Annotated in this window: 24 protein-coding genes and 1 riboswitch; of the genes, 16 read left to right on the forward strand and 8 right to left on the reverse strand. The window is 37.1% G+C overall.

Going from position 1 to position 23975, the window contains the following annotated elements; all coding sequences use genetic code 11:
- Together KHB02_RS13635 and KHB02_RS13640 are read right to left on the reverse strand one after the other, a co-directional pair.
- Nucleotides 1-292 (reverse strand): YecA family protein (locus tag KHB02_RS13635; RefSeq protein ID WP_241113852.1); only part of this gene is annotated, 292 nt, incomplete at its 3' end.
- A gap of 6 nt (nt 293-298) precedes the next feature.
- Nucleotides 299-706, reverse strand: coding sequence for a UPF0158 family protein (locus KHB02_RS13640; RefSeq protein ID WP_213144110.1), 408 nt, complete (start codon nt 704-706; stop codon nt 299-301).
- Between the two features lie 225 nt (nt 707-931).
- Between KHB02_RS13640 and prfB the strand changes: the two genes are divergently transcribed.
- Nucleotides 932-2033 (forward strand): peptide chain release factor 2 gene (gene prfB, locus KHB02_RS13645; protein WP_213144111.1). Its coding sequence is split into 2 segments (ribosomal slippage): nt 932-1003 and nt 1005-2033, totalling 1101 coding nucleotides; the frame shifts between segments, so codons are not numbered across the junction.
- A gap of 139 nt (nt 2034-2172) precedes the next feature.
- On the opposite strand, the gene KHB02_RS13650 is transcribed toward prfB, so the two are convergent.
- Nucleotides 2173-2427 (reverse strand): hypothetical protein, encoded by a 255-nt coding sequence (locus tag KHB02_RS13650; protein ID WP_213144112.1) that lies wholly within the window; start codon nt 2425-2427, stop codon nt 2173-2175.
- A gap of 232 nt (nt 2428-2659) precedes the next feature.
- Here KHB02_RS13650 and KHB02_RS13655 point away from each other — a divergent pair, with 232 nt between their 5' ends.
- From KHB02_RS13655 to KHB02_RS13700, 10 genes are all read left to right on the forward strand, one after another.
- Entirely contained in the window at nt 2660-3526 is an 867-nt protein-coding gene (locus KHB02_RS13655) for a YitT family protein (RefSeq protein ID WP_213144113.1), read from the forward strand.
- A gap of 51 nt (nt 3527-3577) precedes the next feature.
- The gene (gene cccB, locus KHB02_RS13660) at nt 3578-3910 is read left to right on the forward strand and encodes a cytochrome c551 (protein WP_213144114.1); all 333 of its coding nucleotides are present in this window, start codon (nt 3578-3580) and stop codon (nt 3908-3910) included.
- Between the two features lie 366 nt (nt 3911-4276).
- On the forward strand, nt 4277-4963 hold the full coding sequence (gene ftsE / locus KHB02_RS13665) for a cell division ATP-binding protein FtsE (protein WP_213144115.1): 687 nt from the start codon (nt 4277-4279) through the stop codon (nt 4961-4963).
- A complete protein-coding gene (gene ftsX / locus KHB02_RS13670; protein WP_213117660.1) occupies nt 4953-5846 on the forward strand; it encodes a permease-like cell division protein FtsX in 894 nt (297 codons plus the stop codon). The genes ftsE and ftsX overlap by 11 nt, the downstream gene beginning before the upstream one ends.
- 114 nt (nt 5847-5960) lie before the next feature.
- Nucleotides 5961-7223: a murein hydrolase activator EnvC family protein gene (locus KHB02_RS13675; protein WP_213144116.1), complete on the forward strand. Its 1263-nt coding sequence runs from the start codon at nt 5961-5963 to the stop codon at nt 7221-7223.
- A 236-nt stretch (nt 7224-7459) separates the two neighbouring features.
- A complete protein-coding gene (locus tag KHB02_RS13680; protein WP_213144117.1) occupies nt 7460-8938 on the forward strand; it encodes a S41 family peptidase in 1479 nt (492 codons plus the stop codon).
- A gap of 348 nt (nt 8939-9286) precedes the next feature.
- On the forward strand, nt 9287-10480 hold the full coding sequence (locus KHB02_RS13685) for a PDZ domain-containing protein (protein WP_213144118.1): 1194 nt from the start codon (nt 9287-9289) through the stop codon (nt 10478-10480).
- Between the two features lie 173 nt (nt 10481-10653).
- On the forward strand, nt 10654-12492 hold the full coding sequence (locus KHB02_RS13690) for a TniQ family protein (protein ID WP_213144119.1): 1839 nt from the start codon (nt 10654-10656) through the stop codon (nt 12490-12492).
- A gap of 456 nt (nt 12493-12948) precedes the next feature.
- On the forward strand, nt 12949-13551 hold the full coding sequence (locus tag KHB02_RS13695; RefSeq protein ID WP_213144120.1) for a HEAT repeat domain-containing protein: 603 nt from the start codon (nt 12949-12951) through the stop codon (nt 13549-13551).
- 305 nt (nt 13552-13856) lie between these two features.
- Nucleotides 13857-14567 (forward strand): DUF2711 family protein, encoded by a 711-nt coding sequence (locus tag KHB02_RS13700; RefSeq protein ID WP_213144121.1) that lies wholly within the window; start codon nt 13857-13859, stop codon nt 14565-14567.
- Between the two features lie 125 nt (nt 14568-14692).
- On the opposite strand, the gene KHB02_RS13705 is transcribed toward KHB02_RS13700, so the two are convergent.
- Together KHB02_RS13705 and KHB02_RS13710 are read right to left on the reverse strand one after the other, a co-directional pair.
- On the reverse strand, nt 14693-14884 hold the full coding sequence (locus KHB02_RS13705) for a hypothetical protein (RefSeq protein WP_213144122.1): 192 nt from the start codon (nt 14882-14884) through the stop codon (nt 14693-14695).
- A 299-nt stretch (nt 14885-15183) separates the two neighbouring features.
- Complete coding sequence (locus tag KHB02_RS13710; RefSeq protein WP_213144488.1) at nt 15184-15630, reverse strand: exosporium protein C; 447 nt, start codon at nt 15628-15630, stop codon at nt 15184-15186.
- A gap of 371 nt (nt 15631-16001) precedes the next feature.
- Between KHB02_RS13710 and KHB02_RS13715 the strand changes: the two genes are divergently transcribed.
- Both KHB02_RS13715 and KHB02_RS13720 read left to right on the forward strand, forming a co-directional pair.
- A complete protein-coding gene (locus tag KHB02_RS13715) occupies nt 16002-16187 on the forward strand; it encodes a DUF2187 family protein (protein WP_213144123.1) in 186 nt (61 codons plus the stop codon).
- A gap of 142 nt (nt 16188-16329) precedes the next feature.
- Nucleotides 16330-16800: a hypothetical protein gene (locus tag KHB02_RS13720; protein WP_213144513.1), complete on the forward strand. Its 471-nt coding sequence runs from the start codon at nt 16330-16332 to the stop codon at nt 16798-16800.
- Nucleotides 16801-17384: 584 nt separating this feature from the next.
- On the opposite strand, the gene KHB02_RS13725 is transcribed toward KHB02_RS13720, so the two are convergent.
- Nucleotides 17385-17708 carry a hypothetical protein gene (locus KHB02_RS13725; RefSeq protein WP_213144124.1) on the reverse strand — a complete coding sequence of 108 codons (324 nt, stop codon included), beginning with the start codon at nt 17706-17708 and terminating at the stop codon, nt 17385-17387.
- Between the two features lie 146 nt (nt 17709-17854).
- Between KHB02_RS13725 and KHB02_RS13730 the strand changes: the two genes are divergently transcribed.
- Nucleotides 17855-18835 carry a methyl-accepting chemotaxis protein gene (locus KHB02_RS13730; RefSeq protein WP_213144125.1) on the forward strand — a complete coding sequence of 327 codons (981 nt, stop codon included), beginning with the start codon at nt 17855-17857 and terminating at the stop codon, nt 18833-18835.
- A 195-nt stretch (nt 18836-19030) separates the two neighbouring features.
- Here the strand turns inward: KHB02_RS13730 and KHB02_RS13735 are convergent, their stop codons facing one another.
- The gene (locus tag KHB02_RS13735; protein ID WP_213144126.1) at nt 19031-19477 is read right to left on the reverse strand and encodes a carboxymuconolactone decarboxylase family protein; all 447 of its coding nucleotides are present in this window, start codon (nt 19475-19477) and stop codon (nt 19031-19033) included.
- Nucleotides 19478-19603: 126 nt separating this feature from the next.
- On the reverse strand, nt 19604-20098 hold the full coding sequence (locus tag KHB02_RS13740; protein ID WP_213144127.1) for an RrF2 family transcriptional regulator: 495 nt from the start codon (nt 20096-20098) through the stop codon (nt 19604-19606).
- Nucleotides 20099-20273: 175 nt separating this feature from the next.
- Between KHB02_RS13740 and KHB02_RS13745 the strand changes: the two genes are divergently transcribed.
- Nucleotides 20274-22535, forward strand: a complete 2262-nt coding sequence (locus tag KHB02_RS13745) for an EAL domain-containing protein (RefSeq protein ID WP_213144128.1) — start codon at nt 20274-20276, stop codon at nt 22533-22535.
- A gap of 80 nt (nt 22536-22615) precedes the next feature.
- The gene (locus tag KHB02_RS13750) at nt 22616-23503 is read left to right on the forward strand and encodes a GGDEF domain-containing protein (protein WP_213144129.1); all 888 of its coding nucleotides are present in this window, start codon (nt 22616-22618) and stop codon (nt 23501-23503) included.
- Between the two features lie 99 nt (nt 23504-23602).
- A riboswitch (cyclic di-GMP riboswitch) is annotated at nt 23603-23693 on the forward strand.
- Nucleotides 23694-23975: the final 282 nt, after the last annotated feature.

Below are 23975 nucleotides of genomic sequence, written 5' to 3' on the forward strand. Positions count from 1 at the left end.
CGTCATCCAATTCTTCAAAAAGGGAAAACCAGATGGCATGAACCACTTCATAGAATTCCCGTTCTTCTTCATCCTCTAGCTCGAGGCTACTATACTCCATGAACATTTCAAAATCATCTTCGATTTCCGAGCCAAAATAATTGAACGCAAAATGAATCATTTGCTTCTGCAGCTCGTCGGCTTCACTTTCAAGTAAATGGGTGATGGACACAGCTTCACTTGCGCCGCAGCATTTTTTATACTTTTTTCCGCTCCCGCAGGGACATGGTTCATTACGGCTTGGTTTCTCCATCTCGTTTTACACCTCTTTTTTCTCTAAAAATTCTAACCAGTCTTCCATTTCTTTTTTTGCATACTGATATTCAAAGGCATACCACTCAGTTTCAAGCCCCGCTTCTATCAGCCCATCTTTAAATTTTCGAAAAGGCCGATGACTGCTGCTTAACGCTTGAAACAGCGGATCGCTTTTTTTGTCATCATTAACCTGTGCTGCAAATAGCTCCATTAGCCGAAATGCTTGAAAAGATTCGATACTTGGAATCTCTACATAACGGTCTATATTTTCCTCATCATCCCAGTCTATTCCTTCTTCGCCGGTTATGAGTGGGTCTCCGTCATAGACAACTTGTTTCGTCTCTAAATCCAGGTAAGACTGTCCGATATTGTTCGTTAAATATGTATCAATTAGTTCATCCAATAAATTCATATTTTACACCTGCTCATATTTAATAGTACCATTTTCGACAGATTCATATAGAAAAATACGAAGGTTTTAGGGGATAATTTCTTGATTATCGCTAAAAATGACAAAAAAAACAAATCACACCTTTTTTTGAACTTTTCCCACTTCTCAAGTTATAATGAACAAGGACTTACAAGCATTTAAGGAATACACTATAATAAACGTTATAACTTTTTAGAGGTGACGAAAATGGAATTAGCGGAAATTCGCAATGAACTTGAAATTACGGCTAAGAAATTAGCGGACTTTAGGGGGTCTCTTTGACCTTGAAAACAAGGAAGCCAGGATTGCAGAGCTAGAGGACGAAATGCTCCACCCCGATTTCTGGAATGATCAAGAAAAGGCCCAGAAGGTAATCAGCGAGGCCAATGGATTGAAGGACCAGGTGCATGAGTTTTATGAACTTAACGAATCATTTGAGAACCTAGAAGTGACCTATGAGCTGGTGAAAGAAGAAAGCGATGCCGAGCTGCAGACCGAACTTGAAGAAGAGCTTCAGCAACTGACAGACAGGTTAGGTCAATTTGAATTGCAGCTTCTATTAAGTGAAGAGTACGATAAAAATAATGCCATCCTTGAGCTTCACCCGGGTGCCGGTGGAACAGAGTCACAGGACTGGGGCTCCATGCTGCTAAGAATGTACACAAGGTGGGCCGAGAAAAAGGGCTTTAAGGTAGAAACCCTTGATTATCTTCCGGGTGATGAAGCAGGCATCAAAAGCGTGACCCTCGCTATTAAAGGGCACAATGCCTATGGTTACCTGAAGGCAGAAAAAGGAGTTCACCGCTTGGTAAGGATATCGCCGTTTGATTCTTCAGGCCGGCGGCATACATCTTTTGCATCCTGTGAAGTAATGCCGGAACTAAACAATGATATCGAGGTTGAAATTCGGACAGAGGATTTACGGGTAGATACGTACCGTTCCAGTGGCGCCGGCGGACAGCACGTTAACAAAACAGAATCAGCCATCCGAATTACCCATCTCCCGACCGGCATTGTAGTAAGCTGCCAAACCGAGCGGTCGCAGATTCAAAACCGCGAGCATGCCATGAACATGTTAAGGTCTAAACTTTACCAACGAGAAATTGAAGAGAAGGAAAAGGCGCTTTTGGAAATTCGCGGCGAGCAAAAGGAAATCGGCTGGGGAAGCCAAATTCGCTCTTACGTCTTCCATCCGTATTCCATGGTAAAGGACCATCGTACTAATGCCGAAACTGGTAACGTTCAGGCTGTCATGGATGGAGAATTGGATCAATTTATTAATGCTTACTTACGTTCACGTATTTCATAATAGGAAATAAAAATTTTTAAAGCCTTTGTCGACTTAGTTGGCAAAGGCTTTAATTTTGGAAAAATATTTGCGAATCATGGTGGATTTATTGAAGATTAATGAGGTGACTTAGTAGCGATTTAAGATTATATCTTAGAGGTTATTTTGCCGAGCCTGAAATTAATTCAAACATTTTATCATGGCTTTCCAGTTTATCTTCGATACGGCGGAAATGGCTTCTAAATTCCGAAGCGTTGTTTTTTACTGTTTCTTCTAGAGATTGAATCCGATCTTCAATTCTGTCAAAACGAGAGTTCATGAGGCTGAATTGCTGGTTTACTCGATCAAATTGCTGATCTATTTTGGCGAATTGCTGATTCATCTGGTCCATCATTTGTTTTAATAAATGTTCCATCGTGTTCACCTCCTCATTAACAAATGATAACATAAATAGCCGCCAGCATTCGACAAGTACTTAACTCATTTGGGAAATTAGACTCAAAAATTCTTATCTCTAATGAATTCGACGTAAGAAGCAAATGCTAAATATAAATTTATCCCTTTATCGCGTTAACATAATGCCATTTACACCATATTTTTCCCATGCTATACTCTCAATCGGAATTTAATAAGAGAGGTATCATTTCATGAATATATTGAGCAATTTAACAAACACTTATCCAAAAACTAGAATCGCGGCCGACTACCTTTTTGTTCTGGTCGGCGCAGCCATTATTGCGATTACGTTCAACGTTTTTCTCCTGCCAAACCAAATTGCCTCGGGCGGAGTCAGCGGCATTAGCACTATTTTAAAATCCGTGCTCGGCCTTGAGCCCGCCTACGTCCAATGGGCTTTCAATATTCCATTGTTTATCGCTGGAGTTATGTTGCTTGGAAAACAATTTGGCGTCAAAACACTAGCCGGAACTGTTTTTCTACCATTTGTAGTTTTTTTAACAAAAGGCTGGGAACCGTGGACTCATGATGCGTTGCTTGGTGCCTTGTTCGGCGGGATTGGCGTTGGTCTTGGTCTTGGGATTGTCTTTAGAGGAAATGCGTCGACTGGCGGAACAGACCTTGCCGCACAGATCATCAATAAATACACGGGTTTTACTCTAGGTAGATGTGTCGTTATGATTGACGGCCTTATCGTCCTAACAGCGGCTATCGTTTTTGATATTGAAAAAGCCTTGTATGCCTTAATCGGACTTTACGTAACCAGCAAAACCATTGATTTGGTCCAGGTCGGTTTTGGCCGGTCAAAGATGGCGATGATAATTACAAATAAGCAAGAAGAAGTTCGTGCGGGAATCTTGCATAAAATAGACCGTGGTGTGACAAAACTATCAGCATACGGTGGTTTCACCGAGCATGAACGCCCAGTTTTGATGTGTGTGGTGGATCAAACGGAGTTCACAAAATTGAAACAATTGGTCAAAACCCTTGACCCGTCTGCATTTGTCGTGGTAATGGATGCCGCAGAGGTGTTAGGGGAGGGTTTCAAACGCCCATAACATTGGTATAATTAATCAGTGATGGGATTATTTACATTAGGGGGAGTAACAATGAAGAAAAAGTTGCTAACGTTGTTATTAGGAACATCATTAGTAATGGGACTCGCTGCTTGTGGCGGCGGCGGGGACAAGGACACTGGCGGCGGTGGTAAAGACACTGCAACCGGTGATGAAGCTGCTAAGATCTTTGATCAAAAATGCTCCAGCTGCCATGGGGGAGACCTTAAAGGCGGAGTAGGACCTAACCTAACAAAGGTTGGCTCTAAGTATTCCAAGGATGAAATCCTGGATATCATTCATAATGGCCGCGGCGGAATGCCTGCAGGCGTCATTACTGGTGATGATGCTGACAAAGTGGCTGAATGGCTATCTGCGAAAAAGTAAAAACTACACAAGAAACGCTCTGTTCCCATACAGGGCGTTTTTAATTTTTTCATCCCCGAAAAAAGTTAATTCTAACCTGATTTACCAGATACCTTATGGCTGGACAATCAAACTATGTATGTTATTCTAGTATGTGCCACGAAGAAATTCGACAAAAAGAACAATCATTAATTAAAAATATTGTCATTTAGGAAGAAACAAGTCGTGTTTTGTATTCTTTGAAAAGAAACTGTAATATAAATACCACTTTTTTTGACAAATTATGATGTTATAATATTATCATGCAGAATTATGAATATAGTTGTAGTTATTTTGGCCGTATTGTCGAAATTTGTAAAACAAACTTAAAACAATAGGTGATTTTATATGATAGAAATGCAGGAAGTATACAAAAAATATCCGAATGGCGTTTCAGCGATCAATGGGATTGACGTCCGGATTAATCAAGGTGAATTTGTTTATGTCGTCGGGCCAAGCGGTGCCGGAAAATCGACATTTATTAAAATGATGTACCGCGAAGAAATTCCAACCTCTGGAACGATCACGATCAATGGAGCGAATATTGCGAAGTTAAAGATGAGCAAGGTTCCGTTATTCCGTCGTAACCTTGGCGTTGTCTTCCAAGACTTTAAACTGCTTCCAACTCTAACAGTCTATGAAAATGTTGCATTCGCTCTAGAGGTTATTGAGGCGCAGCCGAAGGTAATTAAGAAACGTGTCATGGAAGTTATGGATCTTGTTGGCTTGAAGCATAAAATTAAAATGCTTCCTTCCGAGCTTTCTGGCGGTGAGCAGCAGCGTATTTCGATTGCCCGCTCCATTGTCAATTCACCAAGACTCGTTATTGCGGATGAGCCGACAGGGAACCTTGACCCGGATACATCATGGGAGATAATGAAAATTTTTGAAGAGATCAATAATCGCGGCACAACTGTCGTAATGGCAACTCACAACAAAGAGATTGTTAATACTTTAAAGCATCGCGTCATCGCTATTGAAGGCGGAAGAATTGCGCGTGATGAACAAAGAGGTGAATACGGTTATGAAAATTAGAACAATTGGCCGTCACGCCCGGGAAAGTTTAAAGAGCATTAAAAGAAACGGCTGGATGACGTTTGCGTCTGTTGGGGCCGTTACCGTTACCCTTATTTTAGTTGGTGTCTTTTTTGTTATCATGATGAACCTTAATAAAGTGGCCGATACAATTGAAGAGGACGTGCAAATCCGCGTTCATATCGATGTTGCTGCCAACAAACAGGATCAGGATGCCTTGATGGCACAGATTCAGGCCATTCCTGAGGTGAAAAGTGTCAAATTTTCTCCTAAGGAACAAGAATTGAAAGATTTAGTTCAGAGCATGGGTGAAGAAGGGAAAGCCTTTAAGCTTTTTGAACAGGATAACCCTTTAAATGACGTGTTTATTGTAAAAACAAAAAATCCAACCGACACGATGAAGGCCGCGAAAAAAGTGGAAAAGCTCCATTATGTCGCCAAGGTCAAATACGGTCAGGACAAGGTTGAAAAACTATTTAAGTTCATTAAAGCCAGCCGAAATGTCGGAGTTGTGTTAATCCTAGGCTTGTTCTTTACGGCGATCTTCCTTATTTCCAATACGATCAAAATTACGATTATTGCGAGAAGAAGAGAAATTAAGATTATGAGGCTGGTAGGAGCGACAAACTCCTTTATTCGCTGGCCGTTCTTCCTTGAAGGGTTATGGCTTGGAATTATCGGTTCAATCTTGCCAATCATCTTAATCGGCATCGCTTATTACCGAGCCTACGATTATATTAGCCCTAAGCTGGTTGGGACATTTATTAAAATCCTTCCGTTTGATCCATTCTTCTATCAAGTTGCCGGTATCCTCCTATTAATGGGTGCCTTTATCGGAGTTTGGGGCAGTGTCATGTCGGTAAGGAAATTTTTAAAAGTTTAATAAGATCAGGAGGGAACCGTATATTGTTCCTTCCTGATTTTGTGTGTTTTATAGAATCATCTGAAAAATAGGGACGATTAACCGATGAGAGAGAGAAACGAGGGAGAAATCGGAATGAAGAAGACGATAATTACGCTGACCGCTGCTGCCACCGTCGGAATTGGGACTGTCCTTGGAGGCTTGCCGCTGACAACAAAAGCAGCCTCTATTTCCAGTCTGAAGGGTGAGCAGAATAAAATCCACAGCCAACGGTCAGAACTTAAGTCAGGAATTAACGATGCGAATGCAAAAATTAATGATCTGCAAAATCAAGAAAACAGTGTTCACAATGAAATCAGCCGTCTTGAGGCTGCCATGAACGACACAACTAGTAAAATCAATCAAAAAAATGCAAAGATTGACGAAACAAAGGCTGAAATCGCCAAATTTCAAGAAGATATAAAGGTCTTACAGGAACGTATTGAAAAACGTAATGTTCTTTTGAAGGACCGGGTCCGTAGTTATCAGGCAAATGGAACTGTAATAAATTACCTGGATGTTTTGCTGGGGTCGCAGAGTTTTAGTGACTTTATCGACCGGGCAAGCGCGGTAGCCACATTCATGCAGGCAGACCAGGATATTTTAAAGCAACACGAGGCTGACAAAGCTGAAGTGGAAGAAAAGCAGAAAAAAGTAGAATCGGATCTTGCTAGTTTAGAAACGATGGTCGCCGATTTGAAAAAAATGAACGAGCAATTAAGCGCACAACGGGCTGAAAAAGATAATTTATTGGCTACGATAGCTGACCAAAAAGCAGAAGCCCAGGAATATGTAGTGGACATGCAGGAGCAGGAGCAGATTCTTGCTGCTCAGGAGGCTGCAATTCAAAGATCCATCAAAGCCCAGGAAGCGGCAGCAGCAGCAGCAGCAGCTGCTGCTGCCGCTGCTGCGGCTAAGCCGTCCGGCAATGGCAGCAATACAGTAGCTGTAGCACCACCGGTTTCGGGAGGCAGCTTCACAAGACCGGCTGCAGGTATCATTACTTCAGGATACGGTGGGCGAGATGGCAGCTTCCACTACGGCGTCGACATTGCCAAGGCGGGCTCTGTGCCAATCGTTGCCGCAGCAGATGGAGAAGTGTATGTATCTCATTTCTCAAGCAGTTATGGAAACGTCGTTTACATTTTGCATAATATCAATGGTCAGTATTATACAACCGTTTATGCGCATATGAGTACGATAATGGTTGGCGAAGGCACAACTGTGAAAAAAGGCCAGCAAATCGGACTTATGGGGAACACTGGCGACTCCCACGGCCAGCACTTGCACTTCGAGCTATACAGAGGCAAATGGCAATACCATGCGGCTATCAATCCGGTGGGAATTGTACCGTTGTAAACATAATAACTTAAACAGGCGGAGCAGAGGCTCCGCCTGTTTTTTTCCTAATAGCGTACAATGTCAACTTTGCCTCATGAACCGTCCTAACGGGCTCGCCAATCGGCGAGTTTTCATTTGTAATCTGTCCTATTCATAACTCGTCCATTCCTTACATATATCTTAATAATCGGGCAGGAATTCGGAGCCTTTTTAGAAAATAGATTATTAGGCGTATTAATGAGGAGGACCTTTTAATGAATCGAAAATGGATAGCCTTGATGATGGCAGGGTCGCTGCTAACAGGTGCAGGCGGCACCTATGGGAGTATGCAGTTTTTAGAGAAAAAAGAAGCATCCTCGACGCTTGAGCAGGCGCTCATTCCGCAAAACAAACCTAAAGCTGCCGCCAATGTTAAAACAGCGGCATCCGAAACGGAAACCAAGGACCTGAAAAAGGTAGAGAAGGCCTATGACCTGATCCTAGACAACTATGTCGAAAAAGTAGACCAAGATAAGCTGGTCGAGGGCGCCATCCAAGGGATGCTTTCGGTATTAAAGGATCCATATTCCGTTTATATGGATAAGGATACAGCCCAGCAATTTACACAAACCTTGGAATCCTCCTTCGAAGGAATTGGTGCCGAAGTGGGAATGGTCGACGGCAAAATTGTTATTGTCTCGCCTTTTAAAAATTCACCTGCTGAAAAAGCAGGAATCAAGCCGAATGATCAAATTTTAAAGGTGGACGGGGACTCTGTTGAAGGACTCGACCTGAATAAAGCGACGCTTAAAATTCGCGGCAAAAAAGGGACAACCGTCACTTTAGAGATTGCCAGAAAAGGCCTCAAGGAACCATTGACAGTAAAAGTAAAGCGCGATGAAATTCCGCTTGAGACTGTCCATTCCTCAGTCAAAAAGCAGGACGGCAAAAAAGTCGGCTACATCGAGATTACTTCTTTTTCTGATCAAACAGATGAAGATTTTAAAAAGAGCTTAAAAGAGTTAGAGGATGACAAAATTAAAGGACTCGTGCTTGATGTGCGCGGTAACCCGGGCGGACTCCTAGAGAGTGTTGACGAGATTTTAAAAGAGTTTATTCCAAACGACAAACCTTACGTTCAAATTCAGGAGAGAAATGGCGACAAGCGGCGCTTTTTTTCAGCGATAACTGAGAAAAAACCGTATCCGGTAGTCGTTCTTACAAACAAAGGCAGTGCTTCAGCTTCGGAAATTTTAGCTGGAGCGTTAAAGGAAGCGGCCGGCTACCCGATTGTCGGAGAGAAAACATTCGGCAAGGGCACTGTTCAGCAGGCAATGCCGATGGAGGACGGCAGCAACATCAAGCTGACATTATATAAATGGCTGACTCCGGATGGAAATTGGATTCATAAGAAGGGCATCAAGCCAGATGTGGCCGTTAAGCAGCCGGTTATCTTCTCTACCCATCCGCTTCAGATTGAAAAGCCACTCGTTAAGGACATGAACAATGAACAGGTGAAGAATGCTCAGGAGATTCTAGACGGGTTGGGGCTTGCTCCTGGGCGGACGGATGGTTATTTCAGTGAGGAAACTGCGGCAGCAGTGAAAGGCTTCCAGCAAAATCACGACCTTCCGGTTACTGGGAAAATTGACGCGAATACGGCCTCCAAACTAGAGGAAGCCGCGATGAAAGAAATGAAAAAAGAGAAAAACGACCTGCAGCTGCAAGCGGCGTTGAGGCTGGCGGCGAAATAGGGTATCTTTTTGGTAACAGAGCAGCGGCCCTTGATCTTGTTGGGGGCTGCTGCTTTTTTGTGCTCCTGAATCTGGTGTTTGGCGGATACCATTCGTATTTTGGCGGATAGCTCTATCAGGTTGGCGGATATTAGAAAAATTGAGCGGATAACTTCACAAAATTGGCGGATATTCAGTCAGATTCGGCGGATAACCGCAATCAGACAAAAAACCCGCCCGCTCCAAAATAACTATTTTAAAAGTTTCTATAATCTAGCAATATGTTTTATGGTTTTAATTTGGTAAAATAAAACTTAGAGACTTTTAAATTCCATTACTAGAAACTTTGATAGAGGCAGGTGACAGGATTTGGTACAAATATGGCTTGTGGAACTTCTCAAAGGGACAGGCAAGTTATTTCTTCATCCTGTTTTATACTATCTCGTTTTCCTTGCAGGAATCTTGGGTGTGATGAGGGTAAAACGTGAACGGAAAAATTTCCATGTGCGGGCGGAGGATGCCTATTTTGAGCTGCGGCAGCTGTTTCCTCTCGGGCTTATCATCGGTCTAATTCTGTCGGTCATTGTAGTCGCCGCGGGAATCGCTGTGCCATTTGCGGCAATCCTGCTAATCGCAGGGACGACCCTTTTGTGGTCATTGACCACCAATGTCCGCTGGATGTCACCGGCTTACACGGTCGGGGCTGCATTCTTTGCGGTCATCCTGTTTGCACAAAACAATTGGTCGATTCCGTTTTTTTCAAAAGCCTTTAACCAGATTAGTGACAGGATTTATCCATCCATCGTGGTCATTTTAGGTTTCCTCATAATCGCTGAAGGGATCCTTATTTTTAAAAATGGTACCAAGGGGACTTCACCAAAGCTGGTTAAGAGCAAACGCGGCCAAAGCATTGGTGCCCATGAGGTGAAGCGCCTCTGGATGCTTCCCATGCTTATGCTGGTACCAGGAAATGCGTTAACACTGCCATTCGATTGGTGGCCGGTATTCCATTTGGGTGTTACAGACTATTCTCTTATTCTAGTACCCTTCGCCATCAGCTTTCATCAGCAAATCAAAGGGATGCTTCCAAGCGAAGCCGTTAAAAGGCATGGCCGTCAGGTGATTACGCTTGGTGTATTCATAACATTGCTTTCAGCGGCGGGCTATTGGTATCCGCTCAGCTCGATTGTGACGGTCGGACTTGCCGTCATCGGCCGGGAAGCTATATCATTATTCGCTTACTTAAAGGATGACAACAAACCAGTTTATTTTTTGAAAAAAAATAACGGCTTGATGATCATTGGCATCATTCCGCAATCGCCGGCAGATAAAATGGGTCTCAAGGTCGGGGAAACCATTGCGAAAGTGAACGGAATGCAAATTCGTGATGAGTCAACATTTTATGAGGCGCTCCAAAAGAATCGTGCCCATTGCAAGCTTGACGTTCTCGATACAAACGGTGAGATCCGCTTTGTCCAGCGCGCCCTTTTCGAAGGTGAACACCATGAACTCGGAATCCTTTTTGTACAGGAACAACGGAAATATGGGAAAAAGACAGGGTAATTGTAATTTTTCACTAACTTCCGGAATAGAGTCATAAATAACCGGAACGAATTTCATAATTCACTGGAATATAATCATATTTTAACGGAATATATTTCATAATTTACCGGAAGAATAATTCAAGTTTACAGCGAGAGATTGAATCTCTCGCTATTTTATTAGGGGGGAATATTATGTCAGTTAATCATTCTATAGATCATCTACTACAAGTACCACCACCTTATGAATGTGAAAGTTTAACCGGTTATATACAACGTGTTGCATTATGTAATGATTATTATAATGCCAATTGGATTTATTCTCTTAGTGATGTAAAAAAGAATCTTAAAACAAAATTTGAAATTGAAAAAGATTTATGTAAACTTGCTAATTTACTTAGAATGGACCCTATCATTCTTAGGAAACTTACCTTTATTGATGATTTCTCCAATCAGGTAGGGTTATATTTGTACGGAATTACAACTCATTCGAAATATTGCCCTGAATGTTTTATGCAACAAAATTATCATTTTAAATTATGGGATCTAAGTTTTTATCCGATTTGTGATAAACATCAATTACTATTAATTGATTGTTGTCCGAACTGTCATAGGGCTATATCAAGTAGGTTACAAAACATGAATAAGTGTTTATGTGGTTTTCTTCTGGAAAATCTTCCAAGAATTAAAGTAAAGGAAGAGCTTTCATATATTACTAGATTAATTGAAGATACCTTTTTAAGAAAATCAAATTCCTGCAATAATATTCTTACTACTCTTACTCCTAGTGATTTTTCTTCTCTTATTCTCTTTATAATTAGGAAATTATACTACGATAAATACAGGAAATTCCCAAGGCTATCTAGTGATTATAACAATGGTATTGAGTACTTAGAAATAATAAATGCTGCTTTTAATCTTTTCCAGGATTGGCCTAATAACTTTTATGATTTTTTGGACCAATTTGGATCTATAAAAAGGCGTAAGGATCGAAAAACGGGTGTTTCTACATACTTTGGAAGGTTCTACATTGAGCTATATGCCCAATTCAGTAATCCTTGTTATAATTTTATTCGATTTGAATTTGAGAGATATCTTAAGAAAAATTTCTATAGGGTCTATTTTAATCGTATTACTAACTTTGATACTAACATTAGTGAAAAAAGTTATATCTCAGGGCTGGAAGCTAGCAAAATATTAAAGGTAAATCATGATGCGATTGCTGACCTAATTATTGAACAGAAATTTAAAGGAGAAATTGAAACTGTAGGTAAACAAAAGTTTATTAGTGTAGATTATAAAAGTTTATTAAGATATAAAGAATGGAAAAAAAGTCATATTAACTTACCTGAAGCTGTCTTAATGTTGGGCATTAATAGATATCAGATTATTAAGTTGTTCGAAGGTGGACATTTGGAAGGATATAAAGAAATTAAAGCTAATAGTAAGCATAACTACTTTAATTTGAAATCCATTCAAAATCTCGTACAACAATTTGAAAACCAACTTTGTTTAAACAGTGAAATTAACGGATTGATTGATTTTAATTCATGCATTCATTCTTGGGGCACTAGAAATAGAAGTATATGTGAGTTAGTTGAACACATTATATCAGGTAATTTTAGGCCAATTATGAGGGGGGCAGGAACTGGACTAAATGAATATTTATTTTCAAAAAAGGAATTAGTGAATTTAGCAGATAACCTAAGCTTACGTGAGATTAAAGTTGAATACTCTCTAAAAGAGGTTTGTATATTATTGGGGACAGAGAATAGAATAGTAAAGCATTGGATCGACGAAGGGTATTTAAAGGCTAATAAGGTTAATAGAAAAATCGTAAAAATTAATTATAAAGATTTGGAGCTTTTTAAAAAGGAGTATATCACCTTGCTAGAAATATCCAGAAAATTAAATCAAAATAGTAAAAAATTAGTCAATCAAATTAAAGAGATGGGAGTTACAATAGTTTTTTATCTGGATGGTAGAGGGGGATATCTTTTCTTGAGAGAAGAAATTGAAAAGATTTTATTTTAATAGAAAATTAGAGAAGCGTTTTACATATGTTTATGTCTCAGACTAATGGTTTAGTTTAATTCAAAAAGGGAAAGAAAAAATATTTGTTCTCCTGAAGTGAGGTTATGTATGTATAAACTAGTAATAAGTAAGAGACCTGGCCGGGTTTTGAAAACAACTTTTGGGAATATTTAATATTCTTAGTATAGATGTATTGTAAAAAAATGTTCGTATTTAAAAAAATAGTAGTTAACTTAATAAAAAAGTAACTATTTTTTTCATTTGAGGATACCACCTTTTTTGATTATTATTTCTATAAATCCCCATTTTATATGTAAGTGAAAAACTCGCTCTTATTAAGCTAACGTGGCAGGTTACTACAAGAAGGTATGTTCTTTCAAATAACGAATATTGAATGTAGAAGGTAACAGTTGTTTTCGATAAAATAACGGTAAAGTAATGGAGAAGGTGAACTAATTGAACAAAGAAACCGAACTTATTTCAAAACTAAAAAGTAAAGATTATGAAATAAGAAATGATGCAATTGAGGCTTTGGGCGAATATAAAACCGAAGAGGCTGAAAATGCATTGATTGAATTCATCGTAACTTCAAAAGACCCGTTTGACATAGTAACCGCAAATGTATCATTAGGAAAGTGCGGAACCCAAGGATGTATTCCTTATCTAATAAAACTCTTACTGCACCCCAATCAAGATGTAAGATGTTCTGCTATCCACTCACTAGGTATTCTTGGAAACTCAACTCTTACTCCAGTCTTTATTAATGCATTAAATCATCGTTGCCCAGTGACGAAGGCGTACGCTGTAAGTGCAATTAAAAAACACGGAGATGAAACAGCTATCCTACCTATATCTGATTACATAAAAAAATACGTATCTAAAAAGCGGAAGATACAAGCAGACCCCTCACCCTTAATAGAAGCCTTGAAATTCCTAATCAATTTTGTAAACAGCAACGAAGAAGTAAAAAAGACATTTTCCTATGTAATTAAAAAAGAAAATAATGTATTTAGAAATGAAAAACATTGGATTCAAAACCATATACAAAAGGGAAATTAACCATAGCAATGTATACTATGCCAAATGGTAGTGGTGCTTTGAGAAGTCATCTACGGGTAGAACTAAAATATTGCTTTTCTCATATACCCTAACCATTGTAAAAAAACATATAATGTGAATGTTTTCAATTAAACAAACGGGTGCTTTTGTTAAGGATGTTGTGATCGCTGCGGCGGTCATTTTTTCTACTTCCGCTAACGAAGCAGGTTACTTAAAGAAGGAAAATCATTGTCTTAAGCGAAATTGGTAGTTATCCGATGTTTTATTAGTGGTTTTTAACAATCCTTTAAATAGGAGGTTTTTCTTTGTTAGATTATATATGGTTAGATGATAAGTCACCTATTTTAAGCCAATTACCAAATAATTTTAAATCAGCAGCAATTTTACTTCATCCCTTTGTCCAAATGCCTCTTGGTTGGAGACAAAACAAACAAATTCACCAAGAAGAGGATGACTACCCAACTGAAGAGGAAATTTTAAAACAAGGTAGCCCAGTTTTATGGAAAACGGTGATGAAAGAAAGTGGTTTAAAATCGTTTGAAGAATTGGAGATAGCACTTTTGACATCAATTTATGCCTTAAAGAAAAAGTTTGCACGGTCTGATTTAGCTGTTAAATTAAATTTAAATTTAAACAAAGACCGATATTATCCAACTGAAGATAAGACATCAGTGTTTTTGATTAATGGCTTGTTGAAAGTTTTGAGTTCCAAAGGTGCTGACAAAATATATTTTTCGGAACCTATTTTTGATAATAGCGGAATTTTGAAAATAAAACATGTTTCGTCAATAGATATATCTGGACTATCGCCAGTTGAACTAATAATTACAGACGAAAATATGGATTACGCTTTTATGAGTGTTTATGATTCCTTCAACACACTGTTCCTTTCTAAAGGAGAGGACGTTAAAGAGGTTGTTCAGAAGATGAATTGGGAAGCCATTGTCTGTGATGACAATACATTTATAAACTGGTATCTAAGAAGTAAAGACGAAATAGAACAGGGCACTTTGTGAAGGAATGTACTTACACTAACGGGTGCTTTACTTCAAGAAGGGATTGGAGCGGAAATCCCTTCTTTTTTTGTTCTTCAACTAGAATTAGGTTATGTGAAGAAGGTATTTCTAGAGCACGGCTTTCTTTAACTATAATTCACATCTTGTACAATATTCTGTGGTTTTTCCAATTGTAATCCTCTTTTTGACGCAGCTGCAATAATTAATCCTAATTCATAGTACATATTTTTAGAAACTACACCTTTTGAAATCTTTATCCTCACTTCATTATAGAATTGAATCAAAACCCCACTTGGTAAATTTTCATAAAAAGACATGATTAAAACACCTACTATTCATACTATATCCATAGGAATAATATCAATTAAAACGGAAAATGAAAAGAGTTTATGACCATATTCATAAATTTGTCATTTAATTACAGAATAGATTGACAAAACAGCCTTGTTCCTTATTGAGTAACGGGGGAATGAGCTAAACAAGGGGTTGCTGGCGACATACCTTGTTCTTGTTCCACTAAAGGGGCTGTTTAAGTGAAAAAAATATACCCCTCAACAATAAGGGGTATAGGAAGTCCTTCGATTATTAGAAGTCTAAGATCTGTTTCTGTTTGAATCTATAAATCACTTTCACGGTCATCATGAGCTACGGCAAATCCACTAAACGAGATTGGTCCTACAACAGCTGCTTCTGTGCCATTTGTAATATTTTCAGCGGTCAATTCATAAAAATGTGATCCTTTTGTTAAATTCGTATCAATAGCTTGGAATGTCGCAATATAATTAACCTCTGATGTAGGATCCGATTCCACTCCCTCTTGAGCAGTAAAGATTTGTTTTCCATCACGAAAGATTTTAAATAAAATTTGTGATGTACCACTTACCCCACGGACGCCTATTGTCGCAATTAATTCAACATGATTTTTTTTTGCATTCTTTCGAGGTATAGTTATATGAATGGTTGCAAGTACTGTAAGACTCGGAGTATGAGGAATAGCAATTGGGTTATTATTGTTAACCATACTAATAGGTTCTGATGCTTGATAATCAATAAGACGAACCATTTTCATTATATCACTCCCTTGTTTGTTATGTTATAAAGTATGCAGTAAAGAGAAATTTAGTTTGGACCACCTTTTAATATTAAAATGGTTTATTGCCTTAAAGGATAAAATACTTTCTTTCCAAAAATTTTTTTGTCGATGTCACAAAATGATAAGCCTAAATTGTAACGAAGGCTAATGTTAAGGTAGATTGATAATTGTTTGCCAAATATCTATATGTGAAGGAATGTACTTAACGGGTAGCTTTCGTTAAGCACAATGCTGTTGCGTCAGCCCCCTTTTTTTTGTAATAACTACATTTTGTATATGAATTCTGAATTGTTCCTGTATTTTTTTATCTTTGCTAAAAATAATAAGTTCGGGGTGATAAAATGGCAACAGCTAAAATCGGGGACAATATTTTATTTAAGCGTGAAGGGAAAAACTATGAAGGAATTGTTACAGTTGTTAGAGAAAATTCTGTTATTGTTGAGTACGGATACAATAAAGCAAAAGACGAACCCATTTCAACCATAGTCAATCATAAAAATTATAAAATTACTAATGCAACTCCGTGAAAAAATATACTTTAAATTGGGCAACAAAATGGACTGTTTTCCGCAGTCCTTTTTTTTACCGTTATTAAACTAAAGGAGTTTAGTTCAAGAAGAAAAACTGATAAAATAACAACAAATCAAATCTAAAAAGGTGTTGTTATATTTGGAACAATTGAGAATGTATAAACTTTCTTTGTATCCAATATTCGCTTTAATGTTTACTGGTGGAATAATGTTTTTTTCATTTTGTTTTATGGGATTAAAAGACATTCTCTCAAATATATTCTACTCAATTGTTGGGTTGTTTTTTTCATTGTTATTTTTAGGGTATTCGATTTATCTCTTAAGAAAAAGAAGACAGGGTAAGGGAATTTATTGGGATAATGAAGGAATTGTAATAGACTTACGAGGAAATAAAGTCTATTGGGAAGAGATTGAAAGTATTCAATATTCCAATGTAAGAGGTATGAGGTCAACCGTGATTTATCCGCACTATACATATCACGAAAAGGTTAGAATCCGTCGTAAGAAATGGATGCCAACTCCTGCCCATTCCATCGATTGGTTTTATATTGAAAAGCCAAAGGAATTTCACAGAGATTTAATGAAGACTTGGGAAGAAAAAAGACATTAAGCATACATTTATTTCAAATTTCTTATTAAGCAAACGGGTGCGATTCTTCAAGTAGAGGGTCGCCTTTTTTCTTTTTCTACAAAAAGATTGTGAAATGTTGTACTTAAACTATCGGGTGCATTCCTTAAAGAACTGGCTGCAACAAATGCAGCCTTTTTGTTATACAATTATAGAAGGATAGTTGTGTAAGAAAAAGGAATTACCATTGAACATTTGAAGACTATAGTGTATTAAAACAAAAGAATTGCTTTCAGTAGTAACTCGTTAAGAACGATCCTTTCTCTTCGCAACTGCAACTGAAATCCATACAACTATAGCACTAATAAACGAAATGAAAATAGGTACAAAAATATTATTAACCAAAAAAATTCTCCTTCCTATTATCGGTATTTCAATCGTATCATAATTAGAAGATATTGGACTATTTATAATTTAATTGTTCAATTGGTAATTTCGGACTTTACATATTGTGAAGGATTGTACTTAAACAAACTGGGCAGGAAAGTTCAAGAAGGCTTGACAGGTACGGTAAAAGGTTCATCATTTTCAGTTTGCTTTTGATGCCCAACAGAATAGAAGAGTACTCATCCCTGATTATGGGATAAGTGCTTTTCTCTCCACTCAACAAGGTTATTTGTTAATGATGGACCAAATCCAGGAACCCTCAATACTGCTTGTTTAGAAACGTCTCTAGCTGTTTCAATACCATATGATTGGAGTACTGCTTTTCTGCTTGGTCCAATACTATCAATGCTACTCGATTTAATATAAAATCTATCCAGATATTCATTTAATTGACTATTTCTTTGGTCCTTTTCAAGTTTCTTTACTTTTAACGTGCTTAAATTAGGAATATCAGTATATTTTGATTTATGATCATTTAATTCAGCTAACTTTGAATAGAACAATTCCGCTGTGGCCTCAAAAATGACTGTTATGGGGAAAATATCACACTTTCAAATAATAATTTGTGGTTTAATCTTTATAAGAGATTTTTTTAAAAATTATGTCATATTTAATTAGATTTAAGTTATCAACTGTTGGGAGGATAAAAATGCTATTTTCTAAAAATAAATATCAAAGGTTTTCAGAAGAAAAAGATCATTTAAAAAAGGAACTTGAAATCGTTCTTGAAGACGCAAAAAAAAGGAGCCAGTCTGCAGAGGAGTTTATAGAATCTGTTAGTCTAGAGTTATCAAAAACAATTGAACAACATGAATTGGTCAATAGCCAGCACCATTTGATGGGAGATTTGATAAAAAAAATAAATGAACGTTTTAATAAAGTCAATAACCATAGTGAGCATTCATATGAGAGTTCAGTCGTCCTTTCCCAAAAAGGAGAAGCACTGCTTAAATCGGCAGAGGACATGGTGATAAAAACAGAAGAAGGTAGGCAATCTGTTGAAAAAGTTGAACAATTAATCTTACTGTTAGGTAAACAATTAGAAGAAACGCTTACTAAAATGAACAGGCTTAATGAACGCGAAAAGGAAATTGAAACAATGGTCAAGGTTATAAAGGAGATAGCAGAACAAACCAACTTGTTAGCCTTAAATGCGTCCATTGAAGCGGCAAGAGCTGGAGAACAAGGAAAAGGATTTGCTGTTGTTGCAGAGGAAGTCCGAAAGTTAGCGGAAAGTACAGCGGACAGTACGAGCAGCATCAGTGAGTTAACAAAAAGCATTCGATTAGATATTCAAGAAACATTGCAATCAACCACTACCAGTACGGAACTTGTTCAAAATGGGGTTCGTTTAAGTGCAGATACATCAATGAAAATAGACTACATATCAAGTTTGATCAATAGTGTTGAAACGGAAGTGGATAGTGTTATTAAAAAAATTGAGGAACAAAAGGAATCTTCCCAATATGTGATGAGTGAAATCAGTGATACAAAGCATCTTTTTGAACAAGCTAACGAAGTGATTTTAAAACATATTGAGGATGCAAGTGTAGTCGACGATAAATTGGAAGGGGCAATGGAACAAGTAAGAGGCTTAGAGCATAGAAAGTTAGAAAGGACGAAGGTATAACCAGGAAAAAGGTATCTTGCTTGAGAATAAATGAACTTGAAATTTTAGAATGTACTGTCGCAAATTTTACATTCGGTATTAATGGTATAAAGGTAAGAGAAATCATTAATCTTAATCCAGTTATAAACCCCTTATTAAATTGAAGTAATATTTTTGTATCGAAGCCCTCATCAAAGGGCTTCGACTACAGAATATTTAAAAACATTCTGGAAACATACCTGTTGAGATTGCCATTCTATTCCAGGAATTGATGGTATTAATCGCCATGATTAAGTCCACGTATTCTTTTTCTGTAAAGAACTCCCGAACCTTTTGGTATAACTCTTCTGGAACACCTTTATTTGAGATAAGTGTAACAGCTTCGGTTAATTCAAGAACTACTTTTTCTTTTTCAGTAAAGATGTCATTTGCCTCATGCCAAACACTAATCAAATTGATGCGTTGTGTGGTTTCCCCCATTTTAAGTAAGTCTTTCGTGTGCATATCCAAGCAAAACGCACATCCATTAATTTGAGATGCCCTAATTTTAATTAGTTCGTAGAGCTTTTTATCAAGTCCGCTTTTACTCATAAAACCTTCAAGTTTAATGAGTGTGTTAAAAGATTCAGGATTTTCTATACGATAGTTAAAACGTAAAGTCATAATCAATTTCCTCCATTTTATATGAATTATTTATGTAAATATAAGACATACACGTAAGAGCAGGTAATGCCATTGGTAAAAGAGAAAATGTTATTAGCGACACTATTTATAATTTTGGATAAAAAATTAGGACTTATTAAAAAAGTCTTTAGTTTCTACGAAGAATTTCTCAGGAAGAATGCCCTCCAAATCTTGCATTAACCATAGCAGGTTCTTTTCTTGAAGATAATTACGCAAATATTTTTCCGCTTCAAGCATGACAACATTAATTTTGCACGGTATCTTGGCTAAGCATTCTGGATAACCAGTTTCCTGATACAAAAAACAATTTTTTCGTATGTCTTTGCATTGGAACATAGGTTTTGAGCCTTCGATCGCCTCTACTACATCCCAAAAAGAAATATCCTCAGGTCTTCTTGATAATTGATAGCCCCCTTTAGCACCAGGTATGGAACTTACAATTCCTGCTTTCGTTAATTTCGTAAATATTTTTGATAGATAGGTTTCAGAAACTCCTTGAAATTTGGAGAGTTCTTTAATTCCAATATTAGCCCCTGTAGGGGGATTAATTAGGTAAAGCAAACAATGAAGGGCGTATTCAACCCCGATACTATATTGCATATAAACCCTCCAAAAAAATAATAGATAACTATTATCTACATTATAGGTATTGTAGAATTTTGTCAAATAAGGTAGAGTAATAGGAGATTTTACCTTATTTTTCTACTTCTGGGTTAGTGAAAAAGACATAAATATAGATTTGTTTATAAAAAAGGGTACAAGGGAGACAGGAAACTTGGTAATTACAGATGAGCCAATATTATTACAAGAGGAAATAAGGAATGCACTGGAAAGGAATGAGTTTCGACTTTATTACCAACCAAAGGTTAATTTGGAAACAGGGAAAATCGATGGAGTGGAGGCATTAATAAGGTGGGAACATCCGGAGAAAGGGCTAATTCCTCCAATTGAGTTTATTCCAATTGCAGAGGAAACAGGGTTGATTATACCGATGGGCGAATGGGTTTTAAGGACCGCTTGTTTTCAAAATAGGAAATGGATCAACGCTGGTTTCTCACCCATGGTGATGTCGGTCAATCTTTCAGTACGTCAGCTTTATCATCCTAATTTAGTTAATGTTGTTCGGGAGATTTTAAAAGCAACCGAACTTCCTCCTGAATATCTTGAACTTGAGATTACAGAGAGTATGATGATGGATAAAGATCGAGCACTTGAAGCCATAAAAGGATTAAGAAGATTAGGGGTTCAAATTAGCTTAGATGACTTCGGAACAGGCTATAGCTCCCTTCATTATTTGCGTGATTTCCCCATCGATAAAATCAAAATTGACCAATCTTTCATCCGTAATTGTACATCGGATTTCAACAATGCAACCATTGTAAAAATGATTATTTCAATGGCACACCACTTAAAAATAAAAGCTGTTGCAGAGGGAATTGAAACGAAGGATGAATTGATTTTTCTTCAGAAAAATTCTTGTAATCATGGACAGGGATACTTTTTTAGTAGGCCATTACCGCCAGAAGAATTAATTCAATATTTCCATTTTATAGAACAAATTGTATCTCAGGAAGGAATTTTTCAAGAAATGGCCAACCAAAAAAAGATACAGGAAGCGTTGGAAAGCACCCGTCAAGAATTGCGTGATATCATGAGGCAGCAGCAAGGGATGATTATTAAGGTGGTAAAGGAGGATGGTAAATTTATACACACCTTATGTGATGGTAAATTAATGTACCGAATGGGTCTTAGGCCCGAACAGGTAGTTGGAAAAGAACTAAAACATTTCCTGCCAGTTGATATTGCTGAGAAAATAGTAAAAAATTATCAAAGAGCGTGGGATGGAGAAGAAAATTTAACATATAAAGGTGAAATAAATGGAGTGCATTACATTGCCTCTTTATCTACCATTTTAAAAAATCGACATGTGGTTGGAATCATCGGTTCTTATGTTGATATTACAGAGACGAAGCGAATAAAAGATGAATTAAGGGTTAAAGACTTAAAGTTTCAACTAATTACAGATAATATCATAGATTTAGTTGCTATGTTGGATAAAAACGGAAGGGTTCTTTATGCATCCCCTTCTCATGAAAAAGTTTTAGGGCTATCAGTTAAAGATTATGAAGGTACATCTAAATTTGAGTTAGTACATATCGACGATATTCCTCCCATTCAAAAGGAATGTACGAATATGATTAAATTCAAAACACCATGTCAAATTGAATTTAGACATAAACATGCCCTAGGAGGATGGGTTGATATTGAAACTAAAATATCGCCTGTCTATGATGAATGTGGAGAAATAGAGTATTTTATAGCAGTGGGGCGGGATATTTCCGAGCGGAAAAGAACAGAAGAATTAATGAGAAAATCAGAGCAACTTTCGGTTATCGGGCAGCTGGCTTCGAGTATAGCCCATGAAATCAGAAATCCCCTTACTTCTATTAAAGGGTTTGTACAATTACTTCAAAAGGAAGTAAATTACCCTTTATATTTAAAAACCATTTTAAAGGAAATTGACAACATAGAGGAAATTACAAGAGAATTCTTAGAATTTGCTAAACCTCATGCATCTCAGATGGAAAAATTAAATGTGACCATTCTTTTGCAAAAAGTATTTAAACTATTCAACTCCCAGGCAATAGTGCAAAATGTTGAAATCATTCATGAATTTGATTCGGATTTACCAAACATATTTTGTAACAGCAATTATATGAAGAAAGTATTTATGCATATTTTACAAAATGCAGTGGATGCCATGCCAAATGGAGGCACCATCAAAGTTCGTGTCCAAAGATATGGAACTGACTCGATTAAAATGAGTTTTATTGACCAGGGGTATGGTATTTCTAAGGAAAGAATTAAGAAGATTGGAGAACCATTTTACAGTACAAAAGAAAAGGGAACGGGTTTAGGATTAATGATATGTTATAAAATTGTCCAAGAGCATGGAGGGACCATTGAAATAAAGAGTAAAGTGAACAAAGGAACCACTGTTGATGTGATAATACCTATTGAACATTCCATTATTTAATTAATCCGGATTGTTAAAAATATGCGCTTTATGTGCCTTACAAGACAATAATTAGAAAATGAACATCCACCCGAAGGAACTTGAGTATTTTTGGAGTGGGGGAGGAAAGAGGTATATATAAGGAAGTGAGACGGAAGAAAATTCTGTGGTCTATTATTATAATTTTTACGATTTTACCTATCGTAATAGCGTTTAATTTGAAGGAAGAATTACAACGTCTATCTTCATTTTTTTGGTCACTTTTTCTAATTCCGAATATCGTGATTATGATCCTGTATCCAAAATGGAAGGTGATAGTTGGAACAGCTTTATTTTTCGTTTTTTTTAAATATGCTACCCATTTTATTGAGGAACAATCCTTTAATAATATTGAAACGGTCGCACTTATTTTGGAGTCATTTGTTGATGCTGCCATCCTCTTTACGGTAAGTTATTTTGTATTAAGACATAATAAATTATTAAAGCATATGGAAAAACTAACCATCGTAGATTCATTGACAGGTCTATATAACCGACGATATTTTGATTTATCAATGGAAAAAACAATTCCTTTTAGTCAAAGAATTAATTGTCCTTTAAGTCTTATTATGATTGATATTGACCATTTCAAAAATATTAATGATAAATACGGGCATCTCTGTGGGGATGAAGCCCTTAAACATATAGCAGATATTATAAAAAGAAATGTTAGAACCTCAGATGCGTATGTTCGTTTTGGTGGTGAAGAATTTGCCATAATACTCCCCAACACAGATTTGGGTGAATGTAAAATATTGGCGGAGCATCTTAGGAAAGATGTTAATCAATCGGATTTTACTTATCATCAAGCACATATTCCTATTTCTATTAGCCTGGGGATTTCTTTATTTAAGGGCGAGAATGTAGAGGGATTCATTGAAAAAGCTGATAAAGCCTTGTATACAGCAAAGGAAAATGGCAGAAACCAAGTGGTTATGTTTAGGGATTAATAGGAGAGATCTTACGTTATGGGACTGCGCAAAGGTTGCAAACATTCTTATACTTCACTATAATTTAATAGTTCTAAAGACTCGGGAAATAAAACCCGATATTGATAATGGCAAACACCTCGAAAGATGTGCACGCAAAACTATAGGGGCTAAAGTAAGGGATGACTTACAATGCCAGCCAGTTACCGAGAATATATGTATGCAACCTTTTTCGGTTTTTCAATCGGTACCAGGTTGCTTTTTTATTTTACTCATTTGTCTATTACTACTGGTTTTAAAGCATAAGGAGGAGACTATCAGTAAGTGAGTTAAATACATAGATTTCAACCTGTATTTAAGTATTATTTATTTGTTTAATAAACTTATATTTTCCTTTGTCGAAACTTAAAGGATGGTTGGCAAAGAATTCGATTAGGTTTAATCTCCTAGTTCAAAAAGAAAGTTTTAATAAATAATAGAACGCGAGGTATTT

It is taken from the genome of Neobacillus citreus (genome assembly GCF_018343545.2).
GTDB classification, from domain to species: Bacteria; Bacillota; Bacilli; order Bacillales; family Cytobacillaceae; genus Neobacillus; species Neobacillus citreus.

Bases quoted from the DNA above. Each gene is read 5' to 3' on its own strand.
- KHB02_RS13690 (WP_213144119.1), top strand. From the start codon at position 10,654: ATGTCAGTTAATCATTCTATAGATCATCTACTACAAGTACCACCACCT.
- KHB02_RS13710 (WP_213144488.1), bottom strand. From the start codon at position 15,630: ATGGTTCGTCTTATTGATTATCAAGCATCAGAACCTATTAGTATGGTT.
- KHB02_RS13705 (WP_213144122.1), bottom strand. From the start codon at position 14,884: ATGTCTTTTTATGAAAATTTACCAAGTGGGGTTTTGATTCAATTCTAT.
- cccB (WP_213144114.1), top strand. From the start codon at position 3,578: ATGAAGAAAAAGTTGCTAACGTTGTTATTAGGAACATCATTAGTAATG.
- KHB02_RS13735 (WP_213144126.1), bottom strand. From the start codon at position 19,477: ATGACTTTACGTTTTAACTATCGTATAGAAAATCCTGAATCTTTTAAC.
- ftsE (WP_213144115.1), top strand. From the start codon at position 4,277: ATGATAGAAATGCAGGAAGTATACAAAAAATATCCGAATGGCGTTTCA.
- KHB02_RS13680 (WP_213144117.1), top strand. From the start codon at position 7,460: ATGAATCGAAAATGGATAGCCTTGATGATGGCAGGGTCGCTGCTAACA.
- KHB02_RS13730 (WP_213144125.1), top strand. From the start codon at position 17,855: ATGCTATTTTCTAAAAATAAATATCAAAGGTTTTCAGAAGAAAAAGAT.
- KHB02_RS13715 (WP_213144123.1), top strand. From the start codon at position 16,002: ATGGCAACAGCTAAAATCGGGGACAATATTTTATTTAAGCGTGAAGGG.
- KHB02_RS13640 (WP_213144110.1), bottom strand. From the start codon at position 706: ATGAATTTATTGGATGAACTAATTGATACATATTTAACGAACAATATC.
- ftsX (WP_213117660.1), top strand. From the start codon at position 4,953: ATGAAAATTAGAACAATTGGCCGTCACGCCCGGGAAAGTTTAAAGAGC.
- KHB02_RS13650 (WP_213144112.1), bottom strand. From the start codon at position 2,427: ATGGAACATTTATTAAAACAAATGATGGACCAGATGAATCAGCAATTC.
- KHB02_RS13740 (WP_213144127.1), bottom strand. From the start codon at position 20,098: ATGCAATATAGTATCGGGGTTGAATACGCCCTTCATTGTTTGCTTTAC.
- KHB02_RS13655 (WP_213144113.1), top strand. From the start codon at position 2,660: ATGAATATATTGAGCAATTTAACAAACACTTATCCAAAAACTAGAATC.
- KHB02_RS13675 (WP_213144116.1), top strand. From the start codon at position 5,961: ATGAAGAAGACGATAATTACGCTGACCGCTGCTGCCACCGTCGGAATT.